The 24,051-nt window shown below is 65.9% G+C and carries 23 protein-coding genes; 12 read left to right on the top strand and 11 right to left on the bottom strand.

Features of this window, described 5'->3' with window-relative positions:
• The first annotated feature begins 16 nt into the window (after positions 1–16).
• The 3 genes from ACO6D5_RS16615 to ACO6D5_RS16605 all read left to right on the top strand — a co-directional run bounded on the left by ACO6D5_RS16615 (position 17) and on the right by ACO6D5_RS16605 (position 3,414).
• Positions 17–565, top strand: coding sequence for a hemerythrin domain-containing protein (locus tag ACO6D5_RS16615; protein WP_485825974.1), 549 nt, complete (start codon positions 17–19; stop codon positions 563–565).
• An 82-nt stretch (positions 566–647) separates the two neighbouring features.
• Complete coding sequence (locus tag ACO6D5_RS16610) at positions 648–1,520, top strand: phosphonopyruvate hydrolase (RefSeq protein ID WP_315526901.1); 873 nt, start codon at positions 648–650, stop codon at positions 1,518–1,520.
• Between the two features lie 109 nt (positions 1,521–1,629).
• Positions 1,630–3,414: a SulP family inorganic anion transporter gene (locus tag ACO6D5_RS16605; RefSeq protein ID WP_485825973.1), complete on the top strand. Its 1,785-nt coding sequence runs from the start codon at positions 1,630–1,632 to the stop codon at positions 3,412–3,414.
• Between the two features lie 21 nt (positions 3,415–3,435).
• Here the strand turns inward: ACO6D5_RS16605 and ACO6D5_RS16600 are convergent, their stop codons facing one another.
• From ACO6D5_RS16600 to ACO6D5_RS16575, 6 genes are all read right to left on the bottom strand, one after another.
• A complete protein-coding gene (locus ACO6D5_RS16600) occupies positions 3,436–4,194 on the bottom strand; it encodes an ATP-binding cassette domain-containing protein (protein ID WP_315526897.1) in 759 nt (252 codons plus the stop codon).
• Positions 4,191–6,068: an ABC transporter permease gene (locus ACO6D5_RS16595; protein WP_485825972.1), complete on the bottom strand. Its 1,878-nt coding sequence runs from the start codon at positions 6,066–6,068 to the stop codon at positions 4,191–4,193. Before ACO6D5_RS16595 ends, ACO6D5_RS16600 begins: the two co-directional genes overlap by 4 nt.
• Positions 6,068–7,297, bottom strand: coding sequence for an ABC transporter substrate-binding protein (locus tag ACO6D5_RS16590; RefSeq protein WP_485825971.1), 1,230 nt, complete (start codon positions 7,295–7,297; stop codon positions 6,068–6,070). Before ACO6D5_RS16590 ends, ACO6D5_RS16595 begins: the two co-directional genes overlap by 1 nt.
• Positions 7,298–7,564: 267 nt before the next feature.
• The gene (gene rpmG / locus ACO6D5_RS16585) at positions 7,565–7,732 is read right to left on the bottom strand and encodes a 50S ribosomal protein L33 (protein WP_003810296.1); all 168 of its coding nucleotides are present in this window, start codon (positions 7,730–7,732) and stop codon (positions 7,565–7,567) included.
• 37 nt (positions 7,733–7,769) lie between these two features.
• Entirely contained in the window at positions 7,770–8,006 is a 237-nt protein-coding gene (gene rpmB, locus ACO6D5_RS16580; RefSeq protein WP_006223506.1) for a 50S ribosomal protein L28, read from the bottom strand.
• Between the two features lie 349 nt (positions 8,007–8,355).
• Complete coding sequence (locus ACO6D5_RS16575) at positions 8,356–9,504, bottom strand: Bcr/CflA family multidrug efflux MFS transporter (protein ID WP_485825983.1); 1,149 nt, start codon at positions 9,502–9,504, stop codon at positions 8,356–8,358.
• 206 nt (positions 9,505–9,710) lie between these two features.
• Between ACO6D5_RS16575 and ACO6D5_RS16570 the strand changes: the two genes are divergently transcribed.
• The 5 genes from ACO6D5_RS16570 (at position 9,711) to ACO6D5_RS16550 (ending at position 15,468) form a co-directional block, all read left to right on the top strand.
• On the top strand, positions 9,711–10,979 hold the full coding sequence (locus tag ACO6D5_RS16570) for a class I SAM-dependent methyltransferase (protein WP_485825970.1): 1,269 nt from the start codon (positions 9,711–9,713) through the stop codon (positions 10,977–10,979).
• Positions 10,980–11,546: 567 nt separating this feature from the next.
• The gene (locus ACO6D5_RS16565) at positions 11,547–12,548 is read left to right on the top strand and encodes a glycine betaine ABC transporter substrate-binding protein (RefSeq protein WP_315526892.1); all 1,002 of its coding nucleotides are present in this window, start codon (positions 11,547–11,549) and stop codon (positions 12,546–12,548) included.
• A 295-nt stretch (positions 12,549–12,843) separates the two neighbouring features.
• Positions 12,844–13,701, top strand: a complete 858-nt coding sequence (locus ACO6D5_RS16560) for an ABC transporter permease (RefSeq protein WP_006223502.1) — start codon at positions 12,844–12,846, stop codon at positions 13,699–13,701.
• Positions 13,698–14,954, top strand: coding sequence for a quaternary amine ABC transporter ATP-binding protein (locus ACO6D5_RS16555; protein WP_485825969.1), 1,257 nt, complete (start codon positions 13,698–13,700; stop codon positions 14,952–14,954). The genes ACO6D5_RS16560 and ACO6D5_RS16555 overlap by 4 nt, the downstream gene beginning before the upstream one ends.
• A 139-nt stretch (positions 14,955–15,093) precedes the next feature.
• Complete coding sequence (locus tag ACO6D5_RS16550) at positions 15,094–15,468, top strand: tautomerase family protein (protein WP_006223500.1); 375 nt, start codon at positions 15,094–15,096, stop codon at positions 15,466–15,468.
• A gap of 204 nt (positions 15,469–15,672) precedes the next feature.
• Here the strand turns inward: ACO6D5_RS16550 and ACO6D5_RS16545 are convergent, their stop codons facing one another.
• The 4 genes from ACO6D5_RS16545 to ACO6D5_RS16530 form a co-directional block, all read right to left on the bottom strand.
• Positions 15,673–16,302: a Rossmann-fold NAD(P)-binding domain-containing protein gene (locus ACO6D5_RS16545; protein WP_485825968.1), complete on the bottom strand. Its 630-nt coding sequence runs from the start codon at positions 16,300–16,302 to the stop codon at positions 15,673–15,675.
• Positions 16,303–16,321: 19 nt separating this feature from the next.
• Positions 16,322–16,744 carry a GreA/GreB family elongation factor gene (locus tag ACO6D5_RS16540; protein WP_315526882.1) on the bottom strand — a complete coding sequence of 141 codons (423 nt, stop codon included), beginning with the start codon at positions 16,742–16,744 and terminating at the stop codon, positions 16,322–16,324.
• A 367-nt stretch (positions 16,745–17,111) separates the two neighbouring features.
• Entirely contained in the window at positions 17,112–17,948 is an 837-nt protein-coding gene (locus tag ACO6D5_RS16535) for an alpha/beta hydrolase (protein WP_315526879.1), read from the bottom strand.
• 135 nt (positions 17,949–18,083) lie between these two features.
• Positions 18,084–19,310, bottom strand: coding sequence for an MFS transporter (locus ACO6D5_RS16530; protein WP_485825967.1), 1,227 nt, complete (start codon positions 19,308–19,310; stop codon positions 18,084–18,086).
• Positions 19,311–19,406: 96 nt separating this feature from the next.
• Here ACO6D5_RS16530 and ACO6D5_RS16525 point away from each other — a divergent pair, with 96 nt between their 5' ends.
• The 4 genes from ACO6D5_RS16525 (at position 19,407) to ACO6D5_RS16510 (ending at position 23,616) form a co-directional block, all read left to right on the top strand.
• Positions 19,407–20,351, top strand: coding sequence for a helix-turn-helix transcriptional regulator (locus tag ACO6D5_RS16525; protein ID WP_485825966.1), 945 nt, complete (start codon positions 19,407–19,409; stop codon positions 20,349–20,351).
• 65 nt (positions 20,352–20,416) lie between these two features.
• Positions 20,417–20,824, top strand: a complete 408-nt coding sequence (locus ACO6D5_RS16520; protein ID WP_485825965.1) for a RidA family protein — start codon at positions 20,417–20,419, stop codon at positions 20,822–20,824.
• Positions 20,825–20,972: 148 nt separating this feature from the next.
• A complete protein-coding gene (locus tag ACO6D5_RS16515) occupies positions 20,973–21,791 on the top strand; it encodes a glucose 1-dehydrogenase (RefSeq protein ID WP_485825964.1) in 819 nt (272 codons plus the stop codon).
• 4 nt (positions 21,792–21,795) lie between these two features.
• Positions 21,796–23,616, top strand: coding sequence for a glycoside hydrolase family 15 protein (locus ACO6D5_RS16510; RefSeq protein ID WP_485825963.1), 1,821 nt, complete (start codon positions 21,796–21,798; stop codon positions 23,614–23,616).
• A gap of 63 nt (positions 23,617–23,679) precedes the next feature.
• Here ACO6D5_RS16510 and ACO6D5_RS16505 read toward each other — a convergent pair.
• A partial coding sequence (locus ACO6D5_RS16505; protein WP_485825962.1) for a hypothetical protein occupies positions 23,680–24,051 on the bottom strand: 372 nt, incomplete at its 5' end.

Genomic DNA, 24,051 nt, shown 5'->3' with positions numbered 1-24,051 from the left:
GACAAGGAGGTGTGCGATGGCAGTGAGCTTTCCTGGAGGGCCGGCCGCCGCACCCGGGCCGGATGATCCGCTGGCGCTGCTGTCCGCCTGCCATGGACGGATCGCTCGCCAATGCGCTACCTTGGCGCGGCTGGCGGCGCATCTGCCCGCGCACGGCAGCGATGCGGCGGCGCAGACGGCCGCCGCCAGCGTGGCGCGCTATTTCGACACCGCCGCGGCGCACCATCACGAAGACGAGGAAGCGGATCTTTTTCCGGCCTTGATTGAGTCGATGGCGGGATCCGACGCCGGCTGCCTGCACGCGCTGGTGCAAGGGCTCGTGGCCGAACATCGGCGCCTGGCGGACCTCTGGGCGCCGCTGCGGACCTTGCTGTCCGAGATCGCCGCCGGGCAGCCTGCCGTTTTGCCGCCGTCGCAGGTGCAAGCGTTCACCGAGGCCTATGCGGCGCATATCCAGCGCGAAGAAGATGAACTGCTGCCGATGGCTGCGCGTTTGATTTCCGACGATGCGTTGGCCGATATCGGACAGGCAATGAAGGCGCGGCGCGGCGGCGGCGCAAGCTGAGCCGGGACGCCAAGCAGTCGGAAAATGGCGCTACGATGCCTTTAGCCGGCGCATCGGGCGCTGGAATCTTCGCATTCACGCCATGAACCGCCACCGCGCATTCCGCCAGAAATTGCAGGATCCCGTTTTGATGCATGCCATGTCGGCGCATAACCCGATGTCGGCTCGCTTGGCGGCCGAGGCCGGGTTCGATGCGATCTGGGGCAGCGGTTTTGAACTCTCGGCAAGCTATGCGGTGCCCGACGCCAGCATTCTTTCCGCGTCGCAGCATCTGGACATGATGCGGGCCATTGCGGCCGCGGTCCAGGTGCCGGTCATCGCGGACATCGACACGGGATTCGGCAACGCCGTCAATGTGTCGTACATGCTGCCGCAATACGAAGCGGCGGGCGTGTCGGCGGTGGTGATGGAAGACAAGACCTTTCCGAAGGACACTAGCCTGCGCGCGGATGGCCGGCAGGAACTGGTGCGCGTGGAGGAATTCCAGGGCAAGGTCGAAGCGGCCTGCGCCGCGCGGCGCGATCCGGATTTCTGCGTGATCGCCCGCACCGAAGCCCTGATCGCGGGCCTGGGCCAAGACGAGGCGTTGGCGCGCGCGCACGCTTACGCGTCGGCGGGCGCCGACGCCATCCTGATCCATTCCAAGCAAAACACGCCGGACGAGATCGTGCGCTTCGCGCAGGCCTGGACAGGCCGCGTGCCGTTGGTGCTGGTGCCCACCGCCTATCCGCAGTTGCGTGAATCGGATATCCAGGCGTTGGGCAAGGTGGGGCTGGTGATCTACGGCAACCATGCCATCCGCGCGGCCGTCGGCGCGATGCGCGACGTTTTCGCCCGCATCCGCCAAGACGGCGGCATCCACGGCGTGGACGCCGGCTTGCCGACGGTGAAAGAGATCATCGCGCTGCAGGGAGACGCCCGCATGCGCGAGCTGGAACGCCGTTATCTGAAATAAGGCTGACGGCGGCGCGTTGCGCCAGCCCGGTCGAGCGATTACGCTAGGCGGCCTTGTCCGCAGGGATGCACGGCCGGACGAAGCAACCAAAAAAGGGGAATAGGACAGGATGACGCAGGGGGCTAGAAATCTGGCGGGCCGCATGTTTGGCTCATGGGTCGATGACGTCAACAAGCTGACTCTGCGCGCCGACTTGTCGGCCGGCCTGCTGGGCGCGCTGCTGGTGCTGCCGCAAGGGGTTGCGTTCGCGATGTTGGCGGGACTGCCTGCCGAGTACGGGCTGTATTCCGCCATCGTCCCCTGTATTGTCGCGGCGTTGTTCGGGTCCAGCCGCCATGTCATGTCGGGCCCCACAAACGCGAATTCGCTGGCGCTGTTCGCCGTGCTGACGCCCCTGGCCGCGGCGGGCAGCCCGGGCTATATCCAGCTGGCGCTGGCGGTGACGGTGCTGGTCGGCATCATGCAATGGCTGGTGGGCGTGTTGCGCCTGGGTTCGCTGGCGCATTTCATTTCGCCGTCGGCCTTGTTCGGCTTTACCAGCGGCGCCGCGCTGCTGATCGCGGTGCATGCCTTGAAGGACGCGCTGGGCGTGCCGTCGCCGGCCTCGCATGGGGCAGGCGCGCTGCTGGTCAGCGTGGGCACGCATATCGGCGATGTGCACAAAGGCGCCTTGCTGGTGACCCTGGTCACGCTGGGTGTGGCGTTGCTGGTGCGCCGGCTGGACAAGCGCAAGCCCTACATGCTGCTGGGACTGGTGGCGGGGGCGCTGGCGGCGGCCGCGTTCAATAAGTGGGCCGTGCCGCAGGGCGGCGTGCCGGTGTCGGTCGTGGGCGCCATCGCCCAGCCCTGGCCGCCGTTTCATGTGCCCAGCGTGGATTGGCGCACGCTGCCCGATCTGCTCAGCCTGGCCTTCGCGTTGACGATCGTGGCCTTGGCGCAATCGATCTCCATCGCCAAGGCCGTGGCGACGCGCTCCGGGCAGCGCATCGACGCCAACCGGGAATTCATGGGGCAGGGGCTGTCCAACATCGTGGGCGGCTTCTTCTCCTGCTATCTGTCCTGCGGGTCGCTGAACCGGTCCATCCCCAACTACGAAGCCGGGGCGAAGACGCCGCTGGCGGCCGTGTTTTCCGCTGTGCTGCTGGTGGTGCTGGTGGCCTTGTCGGCGCCGTTGTTGGCGATGATTCCCAATGCGGCGATTTCGGGTTTGCTGCTGCTGGTGGCGTGGACCTTGCTGGATATTCCGCGCTGGCGCCAATTGATCCGGATGCAGCCGGGCGAGTGCGCGATTGCCGGCGCCACGCTGGCAGCCACCGTCACGATCCGCATGGAAGTGGCGATTCTGCTGGGGACGGTGCTGTCGTTGATGGCGTATCTGCACCGCACCTCGCGGCCGGCGATGCGCACCATGGGCTTCGATTCCCGTGGGCTGGACCGGCGCTTCGTCGTGCTGGAGCACCACGAAGACGCGTTGCCCGAGTGCCCGCAGTTGAAGCTGCTGCGCATGGAAGGTTCGATCTATTTTGGCGCGGCGGCGCATGTCGCCCAGCGCCTGCACGAGTTGCGGGCGGCGCCGGATGCGCCACGCCATCTGCTGGTGATGGCCAAGAGCATGAACTTCATCGATCTGGCCGGCGCGCAGGTGTGGGAAGACGAATTGGCCGCGCGGCGCGCGATGGGCGGTGACTTGTATTTCCACCGGCCGCGGCCCGAAGTGCTGGACATGTGGCGCCGCACCGGCTTTCTGGATCGTCTGGGCGCCGACCATATTTTCCCCGACAAGGCCACGGCGCTGCACACCATCTACGGCAAGCTGGACCCGGCGATCTGCGCGGGCTGCAAGGCCCGGATCTTCTGGGAATGCCAGCCGCAAAACCCGCAAAGCGAACACTGACGCGCCTCGCCGGCGCGCCGGTCAAGGGGCTTCGGTGCCCAGGTAGGCGGCGCGCACGCGAGGGTCCGCCGCAATGGCGGCGGGGTCGCCTTCGGCCATCAAGGCGCCGCGCACCAAGACCGCGATGCGGTCCGCATGCTTGAACACGACGTCCAGGCTGTGTTCGGTGAACAACACGGCAATGCGTTGCGTGTCGGCCAATTGGCGCGTCAGCCGCATCAGCGCATGGCGCTCGTTCGTGGCCATGCCGGCCGTGGGTTCGTCCATCAGCAGCAAGCGCGGCTGGTGCGCCAGTGCCATCGCCAGCTCCACCCGTTTAACGTCGCCATACGCCAGCGTGCCGCAGGCGGCATCGGCCTTGTCGGCCATTTGCACTTGCGCCAGCAAGGCCATGGCTTCCTCGGCGGCATGGCGGGCAGCGCGGCGCCAGGGGTTGAACAGCAGCCGGTCGCGCGACAGCAGGGCCGTCTGCACGTTTTCGCGCACGGTCATGGAGCGGAAGGTGGCGGCGGTCTGGAACGTGCGGCCCACGCCCAGCCTGCAGATCTTGCCGGCGGACAGGCCCACCAGTTCGCGGCCGTCCAGGCGGACGGATCCGGAATCGGGGCGCAGTTGACCGCCCAGCACGTTGAAGCAGGTGGATTTGCCGGCGCCATTCGGGCCGATCAGCGCCAGCATCCGGCCCGCTTCCAACGTGAAAGACACGCCGGCCAGCGCATCGATGCCGCCGAACGATTTGCGCAGCGCGTCGACCTGGAGCAAGGCATTGGCCGATGTCATGCGCGCCTCCTGCCCAGCCGTGCGGCGGCGCCGGCCAGGCCTTCGGGAAACGCCATGACCAGCGCCAGGATGGCCAGGCCAAGCACGGCGTGCCAGTATTCGGTGCTGCGCGCCGCCACGTCCTGCAGCCAGGTGTAGGCGGCCGCGCCCACCAGCGGCCCCGCCAGCGTCTGCAGGCCGCCCAGCAACACCATGACCAGCCCGTCGACCGAACGGCTGACCGCCAGTACGTCTGGCGCGATGCTGCCCTTGGAGAACGCGTAGAGCGATCCGGCCAGCCCGGCAGCGAAAGACGCGGCGACAAAACCGGCCCACTGCACGCGCCGGGTCTCCATGCCCAGCGCCTCGGCGCGCATCGAGGAATCGCGCACGCCGCGCAACGCGTAGCCCAGCGGTGAAAACGCCAGGCGGCGCAGCCAGGCGATGCCTGCTGCGCACAATGCCAGCGTGACGTAATAGAACCAGGGGCCTTGCGCCAGCCAGGTCGACGGCCACACGCCGATCAGGCCATTGCTGCCACCGGTCACATCGTCCCATTGGTAGGCGAGCGCCCATAGGATCTGCGCCACGGCGAGCGTCAGCATCGCCAGGTACACGCCGGACAACCGTACGCAGAACCACCCGAACAGCAGCGCGCCAAAGGCGGCGGCGAACGGGCCCAGCAGCAATGCGGCCTCCATCGGCACGGCGGCCAGCTTCAACAGCAGCGCGGCGCCGTAGGCGCCCAGGCCGAACCAGGCGGCATGGCCGAAAGAGGTCATGCCGGCCAGTCCCGTCAGAAAATGCAGGCTGGCCGCGAACAGCGCGGCGATCAGGATCTCGGTCATCAGGATGCCCAGATACGGCCAGTACAGGGCGGCGACGGGAACCAGCGCCAGCAGGGCCAGCAGCAAACCGTAGGTCAGGCGCAGTCGCCGGCCCGCGGGGGCGATGGGACATTCCGGCGCCCCAGTGTGCGAGGCGGGCGCCGGCGGTTTGCCCAGCAGGCCCCAGGGCCGCACCACCAGCACCACGGCCATCACGGCAAATTCGGCCAGCAGCGTCAGCTTGGACAGGTTGAACAGCCAGGGGCCGATCTGGACCTGGCCCAGGAACACGAACACGGCTTTGACCGAGCAGATGAGGAGCGCGGCGAGGAACGCGCCCGGTATCGATCCCAGGCCGCCCACCACCACCACCACGAAGGCGCTGGCGATGATTTCCAGGTCCAGGCCCAGGGTCGCGGGTACGCGCGGCGCGGCCAATGCGCCGCCCAGGCCGGCCAGGAATGCCCCCAGTGTGAAGGCGGACGTGAACAGCCATGCCTGGTTCACGCCCAGCGCGGCCAGCATGCTGCGGTTTTCTGCGGCAGCACGCAGCAGCCGGCCCCAGCGCGTGCGCATCAGCAGCAACCACAGCAGGCCCAGCACCACCGGGCCGGCGGCGATCAGCAACAGGTCGTATTGCGGGTAGCGGCGCCCCAGGATCTGCACGGCGCCGGACAGGCCGGGGGCGCGCGCGGCAAACAGGTCTTCGGGGCCCCAGACCGCCAGCGCGGCGTCGCCGATGATCAGCACCAGGGCGAAGGTGGCCAGCAACTGGAACAGTTCGGGCGCCTGGTACAGCCGCTTGAGCACCAGCCATTCGGCGGCCGCCCCGATCAAGCCGGTGGCCAGGGCAGCCAGCAGCAAGCCGGCCCAATAGCCGGCGCCGTCGCCGAAATACGTGGTGAACGTCCAGGCCAGGTAGATGCCCAGCATGTAGAACGACCCGTGCGCGAAGTTCACCACGCGGGTCACGCCGAAGATCAGCGACAGGCCCGCGGCGACCAGGAACAGCGCGCTGGCGTCCGCCAGGCCGTTAAGCAGCTGCGACAGCAGCCCGGACAGGCTCATCAGTGCGCGGGACGCATCTTGCGGACTTGTTCGTCGGGCGGCTGCAGGCGCGCGCCGTCGATATAGGCGAAGTCCTTCATGATGCCCTTGCCGTCTTCCACGGCCGTCACGCCCACGTAAACGCCCATCGTGGATTGATGGTCGATCTTGCGGTACTGGATCTGTCCATAAGGCGTGTCCACCTTCAGGCCGGCGAAGGCGTCCACCAGCTTTTCGGTGTCGACCGCGCCCGCCGCCTTCAGGCCCTGGGCGATGGACATCAGCGACGCATAGCCCACGACCGAGCCCACTTTGGGAGTTTCGTTATAGCGTTTCTTGTAGGCGTCGACGAAGGCGTTGTTGGCCGGCGTATCGATGGCGTACCAGGGGTAGCCGGTGACGATCCAGCCCGACGGCGTATCGGCGCCCAGCGGCTCCAGGTATTCCGGTTCGCCCGACAGCACCGACACGACTGCGCGGTTTTCGAACAGGCCGCGCGTGTTGCCTTCACGGACGAAGCGGGTCAGGTCGGCCGCGAACAGCACGTTGAAGATGGCGTCGGGCTTGGCGTCGGCCAAGGCTTGCACCACGGCGCCGGCGTCCACCTTGCCCAGCGGCACGGCCTGTTCGGCCACGAATTCCACGTCGGACTGGAACGACTTCATCATGGCCTTGAACGTGGCCACGGCGGACTGCCCGTATTCATAGTTGGGATACACGATGGCCCAGCGCTTCTTGCGCAAGGCCAGCGCCTTGGGCGCCAGCGCGGCCACGTGCATCCACGTGGAAGGCCGCAAGCGGTAGGTGTAGCGGTTGCCTTCCTGCCAGGTGATCTTGTCGGTCAGCGGCTCGGCGGCCAGGAAGAACACCTGCTGCTGCTTGGCGAAGTCGGTCAGGGCCAGTCCGGTGTTGGACAGGAAGCCGCCGAACAGCAGCTCGACTTTTTCGCGCGCCAGCAGTTCCTGGGCGGCGCGCACGGAATCGCCGGGGTTGCCGTTGTCGTCGCGCGAGATGACTTCCAGCTTCCGGCCCAGCACGCCGCCTTCGGCGTTGACTTGTTCAAGCGCCAGCTGCCAGCCTTTCTTGTAGGGGCCCAGGAAGGCGGGGATGGCCTTGTAGCTGTTGATCTCGCCGATGCGGATCGGCGGCTCCTTGTCTTTGGCGACGGCTACGGCGACCGGGGTCAGTGCCAGGGCCAGGAGCGCGGGCGCGACGGCGCGGCGCAGCAGGGTAAGGCTGGGACGAAGCATGGCAGGGTATCGCAGGCAAGAGGGGGATCGGGCGTCGCCGCGCGGCACGGGGCGCTGCTGGTTGCGGCCCAATTGAAACACGCGCCTTTGCCAGGCGGCAATAGAAGCTTGCCCTGCATGGGGCGGCCAGGAAGCGGTCAATAAAAATGGCGGCCTTGCTGCGCACGCTTGTGGCCCCCAGGGGGTGGCTTCACCGAGAGGCGGCCGGGCAATAAAAAAAGCCCTGCAATGCAGGGCTCTTTTGGACTCACCAGAAGACCGGCTGAATTACTTCAGCTTGGTTTCCTTGTAGTCAACGTGCTTGCGAGCGACCGGATCAAATTTCTTGATCAGCATCTTCTCGGGCATGTTGCGCTTGTTCTTGGTGGTCGTGTAGAAATGACCCGTGCCGGCAGTCGACTCGAGCTTGATCTTTTCGCGGATACCTTTGGCCATGTCGTGCTCCTAGTATGGTGATTGTAGGGGAGGCCGATTAGGCGATTTCGCCGCGGGCACGCATGTCGGCCAGGACGGCGTCGATGCCGTTCTTGTCGATCGTGCGGATGGCCTTGGCCGAAACACGCAGGCGGACCCAGCGGTTTTCGCTTTCAACCCAGAACCGGCGCGATTGCAGGTTCGGCAGGAAGCGACGCTTGGTCTTGTTGTTTGCGTGCGAAACATTGTTGCCCACCATCGGGCCTTTGCCGGTCACTTGGCATACGCGTGCCATGGATGCACCTCTTTATGTCGTTCTTTTCGCGCATCGCTTGGGGGGTAGACAGGGTTTTAGCCGCCGGGCTGTGTGGGAAGCGCAATGTGTTGCCTGTTGCGCTGCCTTTGCCGGCCACCCAGTCTTAGTGGATGAGGGGGATCGGGATCCGCCCGTGCTTATACCCGCTGCCTGCCACCCGCTGAAATCCATGCTTGGAATTCTTGCCGAATTCCTGGACCGGATTTCTCAACGCTACGCGGTTGGGGTCAGAGTGCTGCACTACAAAGCATAGTAGTCCAACACGGGAAACTTCATGTGAAGACTTAGATTCTAATACGAAAAAGCCAAATAAATCAAGTGGCCCTGGCTACGCGGTATGCGTCTGCGCGACACGGCCCGATAACCAGGACAGGCAGGCGCAGGTGGCCAAGGTGGTCGTCAGGGGCAGGGCGCTGTCCGTTTGCCAGGCGCTGACGGCGAAACCGGCCAACGCGCCGCAAGACAATTGAAGTGTCCCCAATAAGGCGGAGGCCGCGCCCAGGCGCTTGCCCTGGTCCGACAGCGCCAGCGCCGCCGAGTTCGGGTTCACAAAGCCCTGGCTGCCCATGTAGGCGATCAGGCACAGCATCAACAGGGGCAGCGTCATCCAGCCGGCCAGCGTCAGCGCCACGGCCGCGAGGCTGGCGATGGCCAGCGAGGTCAGGGCCTTGCGTTGCAGTTGGCGGGGCTTGTAGGTGCGCAGTAGCCGAGCGCTGATCTGCGAACAGATGATGAGCGACAGCGCGTTGGTGCCGAACAGCAGGCCGTAATACTGTGGCGGCACCCCGTACAGTTCGATGAAGACGCGCGGCGATCCGATGATGTAGGCGAACATGCCGGCCTGGCCGAAGCCGCCCGCCAGGCTGTGCGCCATGAAGCCGCGATGCGCGAACAGGTCGCGGTAGTTGCGCAGGATGGTGCTCCAGCGCAGGTGCACGATGCGTTCCGGCGCCAGCGATTCCTTCATGATCTTCGCCACCGCCAGCATCAGCATGGCGCCGCCGGCCAGCATGATCCAGAACAGGCTGCGCCATGAGGCGATGGCCAGCAATTGGCCGCCGGCAAGCGGCGCCAGAATCGGAGCCAGGCCCATGATCAGCATCAGCAGCGACATCGCGCGCGCCGCCTCATGGGTTTCATAGTGGTCGCGGATGACCGCGCGGGGAATCACGATGCCCGCTGCGCCGCCCATGGCCTGCACGACGCGCCAGCCCGTCAGGGCCTCGACCGAGCCCGACAGGGCGCAGCCCAGCGATGCCACCATGAACAGCGCCAGGCCCACCATCAGCGGCGGCTTGCGGCCGTAGCGGTCGGCCATCGGGCCGTAGAACACCTGCGCCAACGCCAGCCCGATGAGGTAGGCCGCCAGCGTGCGTTCGACGTCGCCGCGCGGCACGCCCAGGTTCGCCGCGATGGTCGGGAACGCGGGCAGGTACATGTCGATGGCGAACGGGCCGATCGCCGTCAGCGCGCCCATGAGAATGAGCCAACCGGGCAGGCTGCTGCGGGAAACGGGTGATGGGGGCATGGTGGTCGCGGTAAAACGCAGAGACAGGGCGCGCATGCATTTGATTGCACGGTTTGCGCCAAGCCAGCGACTGTATCACGGGTAACCTGACACGCAAATTTCAGCTATTTTCCGATACAGTCGTGAGCGTCCGTAAAGTACTCAGAGGAGAAGTCGTGAATCCTTTGCTATCTGTTGTGGAACGCAAGCTTGAGGCCTTGCCCGTCCCCGTCCAACTGGTGCTGCCTGACGGCGCCGTGCTCGGACCTCCTGATCCGCGCGTCCGTTTCGTGGCGCACGACAAGACGGCGCTGGCCCACCTGGCCGAGGGCGCCGTGGGCGTGCTGGGGCAGGACTACGTGGAAGGCCGCATCGACATCGAAGGCAATATGCGCGACGTGATGGCTGCGGCGTCGGCCCTGCTGCCGGGTTCGCCGGTCGACGCGGCACGCGGCGGCTGGCTGACGGAGCTGGTCCGCAAGGTGATGTCCGTGTGGCGGCACTCCGTCGAGCGCGACGCCAAGCAGATCGAATTCCATTACGACCTGTCCGACGATTTCTACGCCCTGTGGCTGGATCCGCGCCGCGTCTATTCCTGCGCCTATTACCGCACGCCGGACATGACGCTGGCCCAGGCCCAGGAAGCCAAGCTCGATCACATCTGCCGCAAGCTGCGGCTGCATGCGGGCGAACGCTTTCTGGACGTGGGGGCGGGGTGGGGCGGATTGCTGCTGTGGGCCGCCGAACACTACGGCGTGGACGCCACGGGCATCACGCTGTCGCGCAACCAGCACGCCCACGTCACGAAACTGATCCAGGAAAGGGGCCTGGCCGGCCGGGTCCGCATGGAATTGCTGGACTACCGCAAGCTGGACGAATCCACGCCTTACGACAAGATCGCGTCGGTGGGCATGTTCGAGCACGTGGGGCGGGCGCAGCTGGAAGGCTATTTCGCCAAGCTGCGCCGCCTGCTCAAGCCGGGCGGCCTGATCATGAACCATGGCATCACCGCGGCCGGGGTCTACAACCCCGAGTTGGGCAACGGCATGGGCGAATTCATCGAAAAGTACATCTTCCCCGGCGGCGAACTGACCCACATCAGCGTCGTCATGGAAGCCATGACCAATGGCGGCCTGGAGGAGGTGGACGTGGAGAACCTGCGGCCGCACTACGCGCGCACGTTGTGGGCCTGGAGCGATGCGCTGGAGGCCCGCCTGCCCGAGGCCGCGCAAGTGCTGGGCGGCGAGCAGGGCGCGCGGTCGCTGCGGGCGTACCGGCTGTACCTGGCCGGCTGCGCCATGGCGTTCGAGCATGGGTGGATCGCCTTGCACCAGATCCTGGGCCAGCCCCCGGCGACCGGCCGTCCGGACGAACTGGACAATCCCGCGGACCTTTCGTATCCGTGGCGGCGAGACTATATGTATGGCGGCGAGACGGGCCGTTGAGAAGGGGCGCAGGCGGGCTCGCCTCAGCCGGTTTCCGTCCTTGCCGCCTTGATGCGAGAGGCGGGCCAAGCGAATGGGTTTCAGCTGAACACAGGCTGAAAATTGGCCAAATACTATCGTTTCAGGTGCGCGAAACTGCACTTTCCGGCCGTCCTGGAACCGATAGTATGTATTAATAAGAGCAAAATATTTACTGAATGTATCTTTGTTTTGAATGCGGGTTTTCTTAGGGGAATTTCGTAATCTCCCTCTAGTCGATGGGGGTTATCCCGTAGCTTTTTTGCCGGGAATGTATCTGTTTTGTTCAGGCCGAGGGTTGGGTGGCGCAGTAATTTCGTTTAAGATGCTGCCTTCTTCGTTCAGTTTGTTCACTTTCTGCGGGTTTTCAAAAACCTTGTTTTTGAAGCTCCTGTCTTAGCAAGATTCCGCACCGCTTGCGGATCCTCTTGTCGCTAGTGTCGGTTTGTATTGGCGGTTCTGCCCGTCTTCCGCACAACCCCCTTAGCTCCATGGCACTTCCGGGCCAAGCCCGGCGTGTGTCCCTGAACCTATGGAGGCAAAAGCCAAATGCGTTTTACCCCTGTCAAGACCCTGGCCGCCGCGGCCGTTCTGTTTGCGTTTGCCGGCGCGGCCCAAGCCGCCGACGCACCGCAATGCGAAATCAAGCGTCCGGTCAATTTCGGCGCCATGAACTGGGAATCCAACCTGGTCCTGGTTGATGTCGAACGTTTCATCATGGAAAAGGGCTACGGCTGCAAGACCGAAACCCTGCCGACGGAAACCTTGCCCGCCCTGGCCGCGCTTGAGCGCGGCGACCTGGATATCAATACCGAAATCTGGCTCAACAGCGTGGCCGATCCCTGGGATCGCGCCGAAAAGACCGGCAAGGTTAAGCGCATCGGCGATCTCTACATGGGCGCCGAAGGCTGGTATATCCCCCGCTACACGGCGGAACGCCTGCCTGAACTGAAGTCCGCGGCCGACCTGCCGAAGTTCAAGGACAAGTTCAAGGATCCCGAAGAGCCCGGCAAGGGCCGTTTCTACGGCTGCCCGGCGGGTTGGGGTTGCGAGATCACCAGCAACAACCTGTTCCACGCGCTGAAACTGGACGACAGCTACACGCTGTACTCGCCCGGCACGGGCGCGGCGCAGAAGGCGGCGCTGATGTCGGCATACAAGCGCAAGCAGAACGTGGTCTTCTACTACTGGTCGCCCACGCCGCTCGTCGGCGCGATGGATCTCGTCAAGCTGGACATGCCGCCCTTCGACGCCGAAAAGCACAAGTGCCTGACGTCGTCCAAGTGCGCCAACCCCGAGCCCAGCGCCTATCCCGACAATCCCGTCTTCACCGCGGTGAATACCAAGTTCTCTGAAGAAGCGCCCACGCTGACCGCCTTCCTGGCCAAGGTGTCGGTGCCGCTGCCGGTGATCAATGAAACGCTGGCCCACATGGAAGAGTCTGGCGACGATTCCAGCACCGTGGCCAAGTGGTTCCTGAAGAACAAGCCCGACGTCTGGACCAAGTGGGTCCCCGCCGACGTCGCCGGGCGCGTCCAAAGCGCGCTGTAACGCATCGTGGTGCAGGCCTCGCGCCGCTTCGGCGCGTGCCGGCCCGGCCAGCAGGAAAGTCTTCCAGCTTGTCGGGCCGCCTCAAGGGAAAAAGCCCCGTGCGGGCAAGTTGCCCTGGGCTTTTTCCCCTGGGATGGCTGTTTGCCGGACGCCCGTGTCCGGACGCAAGCCGTTGGCGCCGTCCGTCCTGCAGCCTGTTTCCGTCAAGGAAACCGCCCGGCTGCATGGACATCCGGTCTTTCGGAGTATCCGGCGGCGACCGCCGCCGTAAGCGCCCCAGAATGGAGTCGAAACAATGTTTCCTGAAATTATTCCCGCCCGTCAGGTAAGGGCGGCGATCGACGGGTTCGTCGATCACCTGGTCACCAATTACGCGGACACGCTCGAGACCCTGTCTCAGCCGGTCCTGCACGCCTTGGTGTGGTTGGAGCAACTGCTGCGCAACTCGCCCTGGTGGGCGGTGGTCGCCGTGACCGTGGCCATCGCGTGGGGCGTCAGCCGCCGCATCGGCCTGAGCCTGGCGATGGGCGCGCTGCTGTGCGTGATCGGCGTGCTGGGCTTGTGGGACGCCGGCATGCAGACGCTGGCGCTGATGATCATGGCGGCCGGCCTGTCGGTGCTGATCGGCATTCCGCTGGGCGTGCTGATGGCGCGCGTGAACTGGCTGCGCTCCATCATGCTGCCGGTGCTGGACGTGATGCAGACCATGCCCAGCTTCGTGTACCTGATTCCGGTCGTGATGCTGTTCGGCCTGGGCAAGATCCCCGCCATCATCGCCACCGTGATCTACGCCGTGCCGCCGCTGATCCGTCTGACCGACCTGGGCATCCGCCTGGTCGACCGCGAAGTGCTGGAAGCCTCGCGGGCGTTCGGCGCCAATCCGCGCCAGCAATTGTTCGGCGTGCAGTTGCCGCTGGCCTTGCCCAACATCATGGCTGGCATCAACCAGACCACGATGATGGCCTTGTCGATGGTGGTGATCGCCTCGATGATCGGCGCGCGCGGCTTGGGTTATGAAGTGCTGTTGGGGATCAACCGTCTGGAAGTGGGCCGCGGCCTGCTGGCGGGCTTGGGTATCGTGGTGCTGGCCGTGCTGTTCGACCGGATCACGCAATCGTATGGACAGCGCATGCGCATGGGAGGCCAGCGATGAGCAAGATCGAGGTCAAGAACATCTACAAGGTCTTCGGTTCGCATCCGAAGAAATGGCTGGAAGCCGCGCAGAACGGCATGAGCAAGGAACAGCTGCTGGCCGAAAGCGGCCACACGCTGGGCCTGCGCGACATCAGCCTGTCGATTGAAGAAGGCAGCATCTACGTCATCATGGGCTTGTCGGGTTCCGGCAAGTCGACGCTGATCCGCCATTTCAACCGCCTGATCGAGCCCAGCGCGGGCCACATCCTGGTCGACGGCGTGGACGTGGTCAGCCTGAACAAGCGCGACCTGGAAGTCTTCCGCCAGAAGAAGATGAGCATGGTGTTCCAGCGCTTTGGCCTGTTCCCGCACCGCACGGTGCTGGACAACGCCGCGTACGGCCTGACCGTGCAAGGCGTGGGCAAGGCCGAACGCGAGAAGCGGGCCCGCGACTGGCTGGAGCAGGTGGGCCTGGCCGGCTTTGAAAACCAGTATCCGCATCAGTTGTCGGGCGGCATGCAGCAGCGGGTGGGACTGGCGCGCGCGCTGGCGACCGACGCTGAAATCCTGCTGATGGACGAAGCGTTCTCGGCGCTGGACCCGTTGATCCGCCGCGAAATGCAGGATCAGTTGCTGCAGCTGCAGGCCAAGCTGAACAAGACCATCGTGTTCATCACGCATGATCTGGACGAAGCCCTGCGCCTGGGCAACCGCATCGCCATCCTGAAGGACGGCGAACTGGTGCAGGAAGGCACGCCGGAAGACATCCTGCTGAACCCGGCCAATGATTACGTCCAGTCGTTCCTGCAGGACGTGAACCGCACCAAGGTGCTCAATGCCACGCACGCCGTGAATCCGGCGCGCCTGACGCTGACCATGCGTTCGCGTCCCGCGCATGCTCTGGACCGCATGCGGGCGATGGACTACGAGTACGCGCCGGTGCTGGACGGCAAGCGGCTGGCGGGCGTGTTGACCGCCAAGGCCGCCGAAGAAGCGATCCAGCAAGGCGCGCGCGACGTGTCGCGCTTTGTCGAAGACCTGGCGTCGGTGCCGGCCACGGCAGGCCTGGGCGAAGTGCTGGCGCAGCTGGTGCATAGCGACCAGCCGGTTGCCGTCACGGGCGAGGACGACGAGTTCCTGGGCATGCTGTCGCGCAAGAAGGTCGTCGAGCTGGTGACCCCGGCGCTGACCGAGACCGCGGCGACCCCGGAGGCCGCCGCCAGCGAGCTGGAAGCCCAGCCTGCTCCCGAGCGTCGGGGCGAAGCGGCCTGACCGCGTCCGTACCCCGGTAGGGCGCCTGGCGCCCGGGCTTTGCCCGCCTGCAACCGCTTGCACGCGGGCAAAGTCGCTATATGATGGCTGGCCGGTCAGTTCGGCCGGACTCCTGCTATTCGAAAAATCGGAAGCCGTCATGCCAATCTTGAATGTCCAGATCCTGCAAGGCCACTCGGCCGCCCAGAAGGCCGCGCTGTTGAAGGCGGTTTCCAACGCCGTGGTGGAAAGCATTGCCGCGCCGCTGCCCAGCGTGCGCATCGTGCTGCAGGAAGTGCCTGCTGAAAACGTGATCGTGGCCGGTGAAATCGGCAAGCGCATGGTGCGCGTGGACGCGGCGCTGATCGAAGGGCGCGACGAAGCCAAGAAGGCCGCGCTGATCGCGGCGGTGAACCAGGCCGTCTGCACCAGCATCGATATTTCCGGTGAAGACGTGCGGGTGCTGATCCGCGACGTGCCCAAGGTGGACATGGGCGTGGCCAACGGCATCAGCGCCAAGGCCGCCGGCCGCTGAGCCGGGCAGGGGCGCGGCCCAGCCCGCCCCTCATTGCATCTTCAGGCCCAGTTCGGCCGCGAAGCGCTTTTCTTCCGCCACCTGCCGCATGGCGTAGTCGATATAGGCCGCGCTGTCCATCAGCATGTGCGGCTGGTCGGCGTTCTCCAGCGCGCGGTTGTAGCCGGGGTCGCGCCTGGCGCGTGGCGCCAGGCGTAGCCAGGTTCAGGCCAGTTGGTCGGACGTGATGACGTGCATGCCGGGTGGCGCGTTGATGGCGGCCTCCAGCATCGCTTGGGCGATCGTGGGGGCAGGGTTGATTCGCCAACGGCGCGGCAGCAGCGGGCCCAGCACCGTCAGCGCGCAGAGGGCGGCGCGTTCGCCCAGGCGGAACTCGGCGCGCCGGCCGCCGATCAGCCCGGGCTGCACCAGCGTCAGGGACGCGAAACCCAGGCCGGCGAGGTCACGTTCCAACTCGCCCTTGACCCGGTTGTAGAAAAAGCGCGACGACGCGTCGGCGCCGATGGCCGAGTTCAGCACATAGGCAGAGGTGCCGTGCTGGCGGGCCAGGCGGGCCACCGCCAGCGGATAGTCGTGGTCGACCTTGCGGAACGCGGCTTCGGAACCCGCGACGCGCAGGGTCGTGCCCAGCGTGCAGATCACGGCGTCGGCGCGCCACCAGTCGGCGTCTTGCGGCAGGCGGTCGAAGTCGGCCACGGGCGACTGCAGCTTCGGGTGCGCCGGCAGGGGGCGCCGGGTGATCGAGACCACGTCCGTCACGCGCGGATCGGCCAGGGCCTGATCCAGCACATGGCGGCCGACCAGGCCGGTCGATCCGATCAGAAGCAGCTTCATGGAAGACTCCGGGAGGGCGTTACGCCGTGGTGTCGCCCGCCGCTTCGGGCTGATAGACGATCTCTTCGATCGTGGCGGCATGCTCGGTCTGGTTGGGCGCCGTCCAGGTGATGCGCTGGCCCTGGCGCGAGCCGATCAGGCTCAGCCCCAACGGCGACAACACGGAAACCTGGCCTTGCGCCAGGTTCGCGTCTGCCGGATAGCATAGGGTGACGATCATTTCATCGCCGTTGGCATTCAGCAGGCGCATGCGCGAGCGCATCGTGACGATGTCCGGCGTGACGTCTTCAAGCGTGATGATGGGCGCGGAATCCAGGATGTCCTGCGTGGCGTCGATCGCCTCGCGCGACAGGCCGGCGGCGCTGGCGGGGCGGGTGATCATGCCCAGCAGGCGGGCGTGGTCCAGGGCGGTGATCAGTTTGTCTTGCGGCAAGGCGTTCATGTCGATTCTTCTTAGACGTATGGCCCCCTCGGCAGACACTTTTCAGGCTTGCTCGGGTGGGGCGATGGAGGGTGTGACAGCGCTTTCGGGAAAAGAAGGCCAAGCAGCGCCGCGACGAAGCGTATCGATTGAAGCCGGTCTCAAAAGGTACGCCGCCGTCGCGATGGACGGCGGATAAGCACCCTGACCCGGGGGAGCGCCCACACGGGCGGGTTCAAGCGTCGTTGCGGCGCAGGTTGTCGCGCGTTTGGCGCCCAATCTGCTGTCGGCAACAGCCAAGTATATAGGCCATTGTGGGGACGGGGGTGGCAAGCGTCTTGAGGCGGGCGGACCGGCCCGCCCGTTGAACGCGTTTTTCCGGGTGAGCTCAGCCCTTGATGAAGGCCAGCAGGTCGGGATTGATGACCTCGCCATGCGTCGTCAGCATGCCGTGCGGAAAGCCCGCATACACCTTCAGCGTGCCGTTCTTCAGCAGTTTGACCGACAGCCGGGAGGAGTCGTCGATCGGCACGATCTGGTCGTCGTCGCCGTGCATGACCAGGGTGGGGACGGTGATGGCCTTCAGGTCTTCAGTCTGGTCGGTTTCCGAAAAGGCCTTGATGCCCTCGTAATGCGCCTTGGCCGAGCCGATCATGCCTTGCCGCCACCAATTATTGATGACGCCTTGCGACACTTGCGCGCCCGGGCGGTTGAACCCGTAAAAGGGCCCGGACGCCACGTCGGTGAAAAACTGGGCGCGGTTCGCAGCCAGCGCCGCGCGGAAACCGTCGAATACCTCGATCGGCGTGCCGCCCGGGTTGGCATCGGTCTTGACCATCAAGGGCGGCACGGCGCTCACCAGCACGGCCCGGGCGACCCGGCCTTGCGGCTGGCCGAACTTGGCGACATAGCGCGCCACCTCGCCGCCTCCGGTCGAATGGCCGATGTGGACGGCGTTGCGCAGATCCAGGTGCTCGGCCACCGCCGACGCGTCCGCGGCGTAATGGTCCATGTCGTGGCCGTCGCTGACCTGGCTGGAACGGCCGTGGCCGCGGCGGTCATGGGCAATGACGCGAAAGCCCTTGGCGACGAAGTAGAGCATTTGCGCATCCCAGTCGTCGCTCGACAAGGGCCAACCGTGGTGGAACATGATGGGCTGGGCCGTCTTGGGGCCCCAGTCCTTGAAGTAGATCTGCACGCCGTCGGGGGTAGTGATGGTGCTCATGGTCAGTGACTCCGGGAAGAGGCAGGGGGAGGGGAACCGCGGGGGGGGATGGCCGGGCCCTGGCGCCAGCCATCCTGCAGCGTAGCCGGCATGGCGACCCGGAGCTTGTACGTTATCAAGCAAATTTGGACGAAATCAACCTTGGCGGGGTATTACTCCCGCCTGGGCGGCGGCCGTCCGCCGGACCTGGACGGCGGCGGCTGCCGCCAGCAGCAGCAACAGGCCGGCGGCCACTGCATAAGGCACCCAGGGGCGCAGCCCATACAGCAGCGTGCACGCCAGGGGCACGACCACCATCGCCATGCCCTGGACGGCGGTGACCGAACCGGCCGCGATGCCCTGTTCTTCCGGGGTCACGGCATTGGCGGCCAGGGTCTGGATCGAGGGGAATACCAGGCCCATGCCCGCCGCCATCAGCGCATAGCTGAGCAGGAAGCCGGCCGTGCCCGGCAGCACCGCAATCAGGAAGAAGCCCGAGCTGGCCAGCACGGCGCCCGAGGCCAGGCAACGTGCCGCATTCATTTTCCGGGCGCGGGCCAGGGCAAGCTGTACCAGGATCAGCACGATGCCCACGGTGGCCATGGCGATGCCCGCGACGCGCGCGGCGGGGCCGGCCTCCAGGTGCAGGGCGTCCATGGCATAGAAGCCCACGATCATCTGCGCGGTGATCACGCCGCTCATGGCCAGCAGCATGGCGGCAAGCGGCAGCCGCAGGCGGCGGTCGGACAATTTCAGCGGAGGCGTGCCGCGGGGCGCGTGCGACGCGTCCGACGGCAGGCGCAGCATCAGCCATGCCGTGCCCAGCACCGGCAGGACCGCGGCCAGGTACAGCGGAACGATGAGGCTGTCCTTGACCAACAGACCGCCGATGGCAGGCCCCAGGACCATGCCGACGCCGTTGGCGGCGCCCAGTTTGGCCATCATGGCGCCGCGCTGCTCGGGCGCGGTGATGTCGGCGATCCGCGCGGCGCTGACGGCGGGCATGGCCGCGTAGAAGGCGCCGATCAGGCCGCGCAGGGCCAGCAACGCCGCCAGCGCGACCCACTGCACGGGCGGTTCGGCCAGCATCCTGTCCAGCGCCCACGCCAGCAGCAGATAGCTGACGATGTAGCCGGCCGCGGCGCGCAGCAGCGTGGTCCGGCGCCCCACGCGATCGCTGCGGCGGCCCCAATAACGCGCCATCAGCATCCACAGCAGGCCGGCCACGGTCACGACCAGGCCTCCTTGCCATTCCGCCAGCCCCAAACCGCGCACGACGGGGCCGATCACGGGCACGAACGCCATCATGGCGGTCAGGCACAGCATATTGAAAACGAACAGGGCAGCGGCTTCTCTGCGGGTAGAGGCAGGCGTGGGAGTCAAGGCGGCATCTTTGATGAGGATGAAAACCGTTATCATCTACACCGGGGCGTGGATGCGCTAGCGAATCTGCGCCGGAGATGGCGGAATTGAGGAAATATGGGCGAACGGCTTCGGACGACCCGCGCGACCGACGGTCCGCTGACTGCGGAGGACATGCTGCGCCTGATGCCTCAGGACTGGGCGGACATCCGCACGGAGCATGAACTGGCGGGCGGCGTTTCCATCGGCTGCTATGAGGGCACCCCCGTTAGCGACTGGGCCATCCATGGCGCCGCCGTCCCCAGCATGGGTTTGGCCGTGATCCTGGAAGGGCAGTTCGGCCTGGGCTTCGAGGGCGGCGCGCCGTTGCACGTCAAACCGGGCACCGTGATCCTGCATTCCACCGACGCCCTGGTGCCTGGCTGGGACGAATTCAAAGGCCGGCGCGCCATCCGCACCGTCGACATCCGGTTTTCGTCGGACACGGTGCGCCCGATCTGGGAGCAAACGCTGCTGGCCGCACCTTGCGGCATGCTGGCCGACGAGGCCAGCGTGCCGGACCGGCGCGCGCACCTGGCGGTGCTGCCGGCCTGGTCCGGCATCGCGCGCATCGCGGGCGAGATCCTGAACTGGCGCCACGACCGCAGCGCGATCGCCGCGTTGTACCTGCAAGGCAAAGCCAACGAGGCCCTGGCGCTGACGCTCAAGCACGTGAACGACGGCCGTCGCGCGCTGCCGCAGCCGGCCGACCGCCGCCGGCTGGCCGAGGCCTACCACCGCATTCAGCGCCATTACGCGCAATGCAAGACCGTGCGCCAATTGGCGCAATGCGTGGGTTTGAGCGAAAAGCGCTTGCAGGCAGGCTTCCTGTCGCTGTACGGCCAGTCGGTGCACGCGTGCCTGCTTGAGGCCAGAATGGATGCGGCGGAAAACCTGTTGAAGCGCGGCTGCTCGGTCACGGACACGGCCTATAGCGTCGGTTTCGCCAGCCTTAGCCATTTTATCAAGGCGTTCAAGGCCCACCGCGGGGTCACGCCCGGACATTGGCTGAAGGGCGGCTAGGCGATCGTGTAGAGTTCCCGTCACTACGCCCCCGGGCATCGTCCAACCCGCAATCAGGACCCACCATGAGCAAGATCGAACGCCTGCGCCTGCCGGAAAATGATCCGGTCTTCGGCGGCAACCGAATTTTCGACCTCTTCCAGTATTCGCCCGCAGTCACGGCCCACGGGCTGGTGCACATCTCGGGCCAGATAGGGCTGCGCGCGGATGGCGCCATCCCGGAATCCGCCAAGGAGCAGGCCGAGTTGGCCTTCCAGCGCATTCAAGCCATCCTGGGGCACCTGGGCCTGGATTTCTCCAACCTGGTGGAAATGGTCTCTTACCACGTGGACGTGGGCGCGCACCTGGCCGACTTCCGCGCGGTGAAGGAGCAGTACATTCGCGCCGACTTTCCAGCGTGGACGATTCTGGGCGTGGCGGCACTGGCTCGGCCCGAGCTGGTCGTCGAGATCAAAGTCGTCGCGGCCAAGTGAGCGCCCCCGAATCGTGGCGCAAGCCCTGACGCAGCCGGCGGTTGTACCCCCGCCCGTCCAGGACTAAGCTGCAGGCTTGGCTATCGAAAGCGGCGCTTGTGGATCCGCAAGTCAGCAACCCGGACCCGCTCGCCGCAAGGAGAGCAGCATGCGGCATGCAGTGGATCTCTCGGGGCGCGTGGCAGTCGTCACCGGCGCCAATTCCGGAATCGGTCGCGGTATTGCGCTGGCGTTGGCGGCAGCGGGCGCGCGGGTGGTCGTGAACCACCGGCCCAATGAAGACTCCGAGCGGCGCGGCGCAGAAGTCGCCCAGGAAATCGCGCGGGCAGGCGGGCAGGCCGTCACCGCGGCTGCCGACATCAACCGCGAGGAGGACGTCGAGCATCTGTTCCGTGTCGCCCAGGATCATTTCCAGGGCGTCGACATACTGGTCAACAACGCCGGCATCGAACAGCCAGCCGCCATCCAGGACATGACGCTGGCCCAATGGCAAAAGGTGATCGACACCAACCTGACGGGCCAGTTCCTGTGCGCCCGCGCCGCGGTCCGCGCATTCCTGAACCGTACGCCCAGGCCACCGGCCGATGCGGCAGCGGGCAAGATCATTTTCATCAGTTCGGTCCATGAAGTCATTCCGTGGGCATTCCAGTCCAACTACGCGGCGTCCAAAGGCGGCGTGTCGCTGCTGATGCAGTCGCTGGCGCAAGAGTTGGCGCCGATGAAGATCCGCGTCAATTCCGTGGCGCCCGGGGCGATCCGCACGCCCATCAACGCGCCTGCGTGGAACACCCCGGAAAGCCTTGCCGCGTTGCTCAAGCTGATCCCGTACGGGCGCATCGGGGAACCGGAGGACGTGGCGCGCGCCGTGGCGTGGCTGGCCAGCGACGATTCCGACTACGTGACGGGGTCGACCTTGTTCGTGGACGGGGGCATGACGTTGTATGCCGCCTTTCGCGGCGCGGGTTGAACCCATGTCGAAACCCATTGAAGACTATGGCCTGATCGGCAACATGTTGTCGGCTGCGCTGGTGGCGCGCGACGGTTCCATCGACTGGCTCTGCCTGCCGCATTTCGATTCGCCGGCGTGTTTCGCGGCCCTGCTGGGCGATGACAGCCACGGCCGCTGGCTCCTGGCGCCAAGCGCTCCCGGCGTCGTCACCACACGCCGCTATCTGCCGGAGACGGCGGTGCTGGAAACGCGCCATGAGACGCCGGATGGAGTGGTGCGCGTCTACGACTTCATGCCGCTTAGCGACGACGAAGAGCGGGTGGACGTCGTGCGTATCGTGCAGGGCGAGTCGGGCTGCGTGGACATGCGGATGGAACTGACGCTGCGTTTTAACTACGGGCAGGCGGTTCCCTGGGTGCGCCGGCGCGATTATGGACTGAGCGCCATCGCCGGGCCGGATGCCGTCGAGCTGCATACGGCAGTGCCGCTCACCGGCCGCGACATGAAAAGCGTGGCCGAATTCGCCGTGCGGCAGGATGAGACCGTGCCTTTCACCCTGTCGTATCACCGTTCGCACAAGACACCGCATTTCGTGCCGGATCGCCGGGAAAGCATGGACCGCACCATCGCGTGGTGGCGCGAATGGGCCAAGCGCTGCCATTGGAAAAATGGCCCGGGAGAACGGCGAGACGCCGTCGTGCGATCGCTGATCACCTTGAAGCTGCTGACCTTCCAGCCCACCGGCGGCATTGTCGCGGCGCCCACGACGTCGCTGCCGGAACAATTGGGGGGCAGCCGCAACTGGGATTACCGGCATTGCTGGCTGCGCGATTCCGCCCTGACCCTGTATGCGCTGCTGAACGCCGGCTATCGCGAAGAAGCCGAGGCCTGGCGGCAATGGCTGTTGCGGGCGGCGGCCGGCCATCCCAACCAGTTGCAGATCATGTATGGCATTTCCGGCGAGCGCTGGTTGCCCGAACATGACATCCCCTGGCTTCCTGGCTACGAAGGGAGTACGCCTGTGCGGTTGGGCAATGCCGCGGCCGGGCAGATGCAGCTGGACGTGTATGGCGAACTGATCGAGACCTTGCACGCCGCGCGCGTGGCTGACCTTGCGCCCCTGGCCGAAGCGTGGCGCATGCAGAAGGTGTTGCTCAAGCCGCTTGAAGACCTGTGGCGCGAGCCCGACCACGGCATCTGGGAAGTGCGGGGGGCGCGCCGCGCGTTCACGCATTCGCGGCTGATGTGCTGGGTGGCGCTCGACCGCAGCGTGAAATCCTGCGAGCGCTTCGGGCTGGAAGGGCCCGTGGACCGCTGGCGGGCGCTGGCTGACGAGATTCGCACCGATATCTGCACGCATGGCTACGATGCCCAGCGCAATACCTTCGTGCAGTATTACGGCGGCACGGCGCTCGACGCCAGCCTGCTGCTCATTGCGCAAGTGGGTTTTCTTCCGGCGGACGACCCGCGCGTGACGGGCACCGTGCAAGCCATTGAACGCGAACTGCTGCGCGACGGACTCCTGCTGCGGTATTCGACGCAGCACAGCGATGATGGTCTGCCGGGCGACGAAGGGGTGTTCCTGGCATGCAGCTTCTGGCTGGCCGATGCCTACATCATGCAGGGCAGGCTGGATGACGCGCACCGCCTGTTCGACCGGCTGCTGTCGCTACGCAACGACCTCGGGTTGCTGGCCGAAGAGTATGACGTGGCGCGCAAGCGGCTGGTGGGCAATTTCCCCCAGGGCTTTTCGCACATCGGGTTGGTCAACACCGCCTACAACCTGAGCGCCGCCGGCGGCACGGCGCACCAGCGTGCGTCGCGCGACGCGCCGCAGGAATAAGCGCGGCCGCGTTGCGCCGTCCCGTCCGATCAGGAGGACGGCCATGGCGGGGCCACGGCCGCTTCAGGCCATGAGCTGGTACGCCATGGCAAGCGTCAGCAAGAGAATCGTGCCCAGTATCCACAACATCGCGGCCAACGCGACCGCGAGCGGAATCCGCATCCGGGGATGGGTTTGCACGGCCTGGAGCACCGGAGCCGGCAGCCCGTCAAGCGGCGTGGGCAGGAGGCCGTCATTGGCCGCCTCTAGCGGGTCGGCATATTGGCCTACGGGACTTTGCGACCCCACGCGGACAACGATCATGATGTTGCCGGCCGGGGTCGACGTTAAGGCGGGTTGGGGGGAGTTCATGGCGATCACCGCTGTCGGGCAAGTGAAACTCTGGTCGGAGACCGAAGTCTCCCCCGGTCCGTGTGCATGGTCGGCTGGCATGCC

The organism is Achromobacter sp. (genome assembly GCF_057314935.1).
Note: the sequence above shows the minus strand (reverse complement) of the source record. Positions and strands in the feature narration are given on the sequence as shown.

What these genes read in the sequence shown, in the direction of transcription:
- ACO6D5_RS16565 (WP_315526892.1), top strand. Translation starts at nt 11,547, where the DNA reads ATGCGTTTTACCCCTGTCAAGACCCTGGCCGCCGCGGCCGTTCTGTTT.
- ACO6D5_RS16550 (WP_006223500.1), top strand. Translation starts at nt 15,094, where the DNA reads ATGCCAATCTTGAATGTCCAGATCCTGCAAGGCCACTCGGCCGCCCAG.
- ACO6D5_RS16510 (WP_485825963.1), top strand. Translation starts at nt 21,796, where the DNA reads ATGTCGAAACCCATTGAAGACTATGGCCTGATCGGCAACATGTTGTCG.
- ACO6D5_RS16600 (WP_315526897.1), bottom strand. Translation starts at nt 4,194, where the DNA reads ATGACATCGGCCAATGCCTTGCTCCAGGTCGACGCGCTGCGCAAATCG.
- ACO6D5_RS16610 (WP_315526901.1), top strand. Translation starts at nt 648, where the DNA reads ATGAACCGCCACCGCGCATTCCGCCAGAAATTGCAGGATCCCGTTTTG.
- ACO6D5_RS16555 (WP_485825969.1), top strand. Translation starts at nt 13,698, where the DNA reads ATGAGCAAGATCGAGGTCAAGAACATCTACAAGGTCTTCGGTTCGCAT.
- ACO6D5_RS16595 (WP_485825972.1), bottom strand. Translation starts at nt 6,068, where the DNA reads ATGAGCCTGTCCGGGCTGCTGTCGCAGCTGCTTAACGGCCTGGCGGAC.
- ACO6D5_RS16590 (WP_485825971.1), bottom strand. Translation starts at nt 7,297, where the DNA reads ATGCTTCGTCCCAGCCTTACCCTGCTGCGCCGCGCCGTCGCGCCCGCG.
- ACO6D5_RS16535 (WP_315526879.1), bottom strand. Translation starts at nt 17,948, where the DNA reads ATGAGCACCATCACTACCCCCGACGGCGTGCAGATCTACTTCAAGGAC.
- ACO6D5_RS16525 (WP_485825966.1), top strand. Translation starts at nt 19,407, where the DNA reads ATGGGCGAACGGCTTCGGACGACCCGCGCGACCGACGGTCCGCTGACT.
- ACO6D5_RS16515 (WP_485825964.1), top strand. Translation starts at nt 20,973, where the DNA reads ATGCGGCATGCAGTGGATCTCTCGGGGCGCGTGGCAGTCGTCACCGGC.
- ACO6D5_RS16560 (WP_006223502.1), top strand. Translation starts at nt 12,844, where the DNA reads ATGTTTCCTGAAATTATTCCCGCCCGTCAGGTAAGGGCGGCGATCGAC.
- rpmG (WP_003810296.1), bottom strand. Translation starts at nt 7,732, where the DNA reads ATGGCCAAAGGTATCCGCGAAAAGATCAAGCTCGAGTCGACTGCCGGC.
- ACO6D5_RS16605 (WP_485825973.1), top strand. Translation starts at nt 1,630, where the DNA reads ATGACGCAGGGGGCTAGAAATCTGGCGGGCCGCATGTTTGGCTCATGG.
- ACO6D5_RS16615 (WP_485825974.1), top strand. Translation starts at nt 17, where the DNA reads ATGGCAGTGAGCTTTCCTGGAGGGCCGGCCGCCGCACCCGGGCCGGAT.
- ACO6D5_RS16545 (WP_485825968.1), bottom strand. Translation starts at nt 16,302, where the DNA reads ATGAAGCTGCTTCTGATCGGATCGACCGGCCTGGTCGGCCGCCATGTG.
- rpmB (WP_006223506.1), bottom strand. Translation starts at nt 8,006, where the DNA reads ATGGCACGCGTATGCCAAGTGACCGGCAAAGGCCCGATGGTGGGCAAC.
- ACO6D5_RS16575 (WP_485825983.1), bottom strand. Translation starts at nt 9,504, where the DNA reads ATGGGCGCGCTGACGGCGATCGGCCCGTTCGCCATCGACATGTACCTG.
- ACO6D5_RS16520 (WP_485825965.1), top strand. Translation starts at nt 20,417, where the DNA reads ATGAGCAAGATCGAACGCCTGCGCCTGCCGGAAAATGATCCGGTCTTC.
- ACO6D5_RS16540 (WP_315526882.1), bottom strand. Translation starts at nt 16,744, where the DNA reads ATGAACGCCTTGCCGCAAGACAAACTGATCACCGCCCTGGACCACGCC.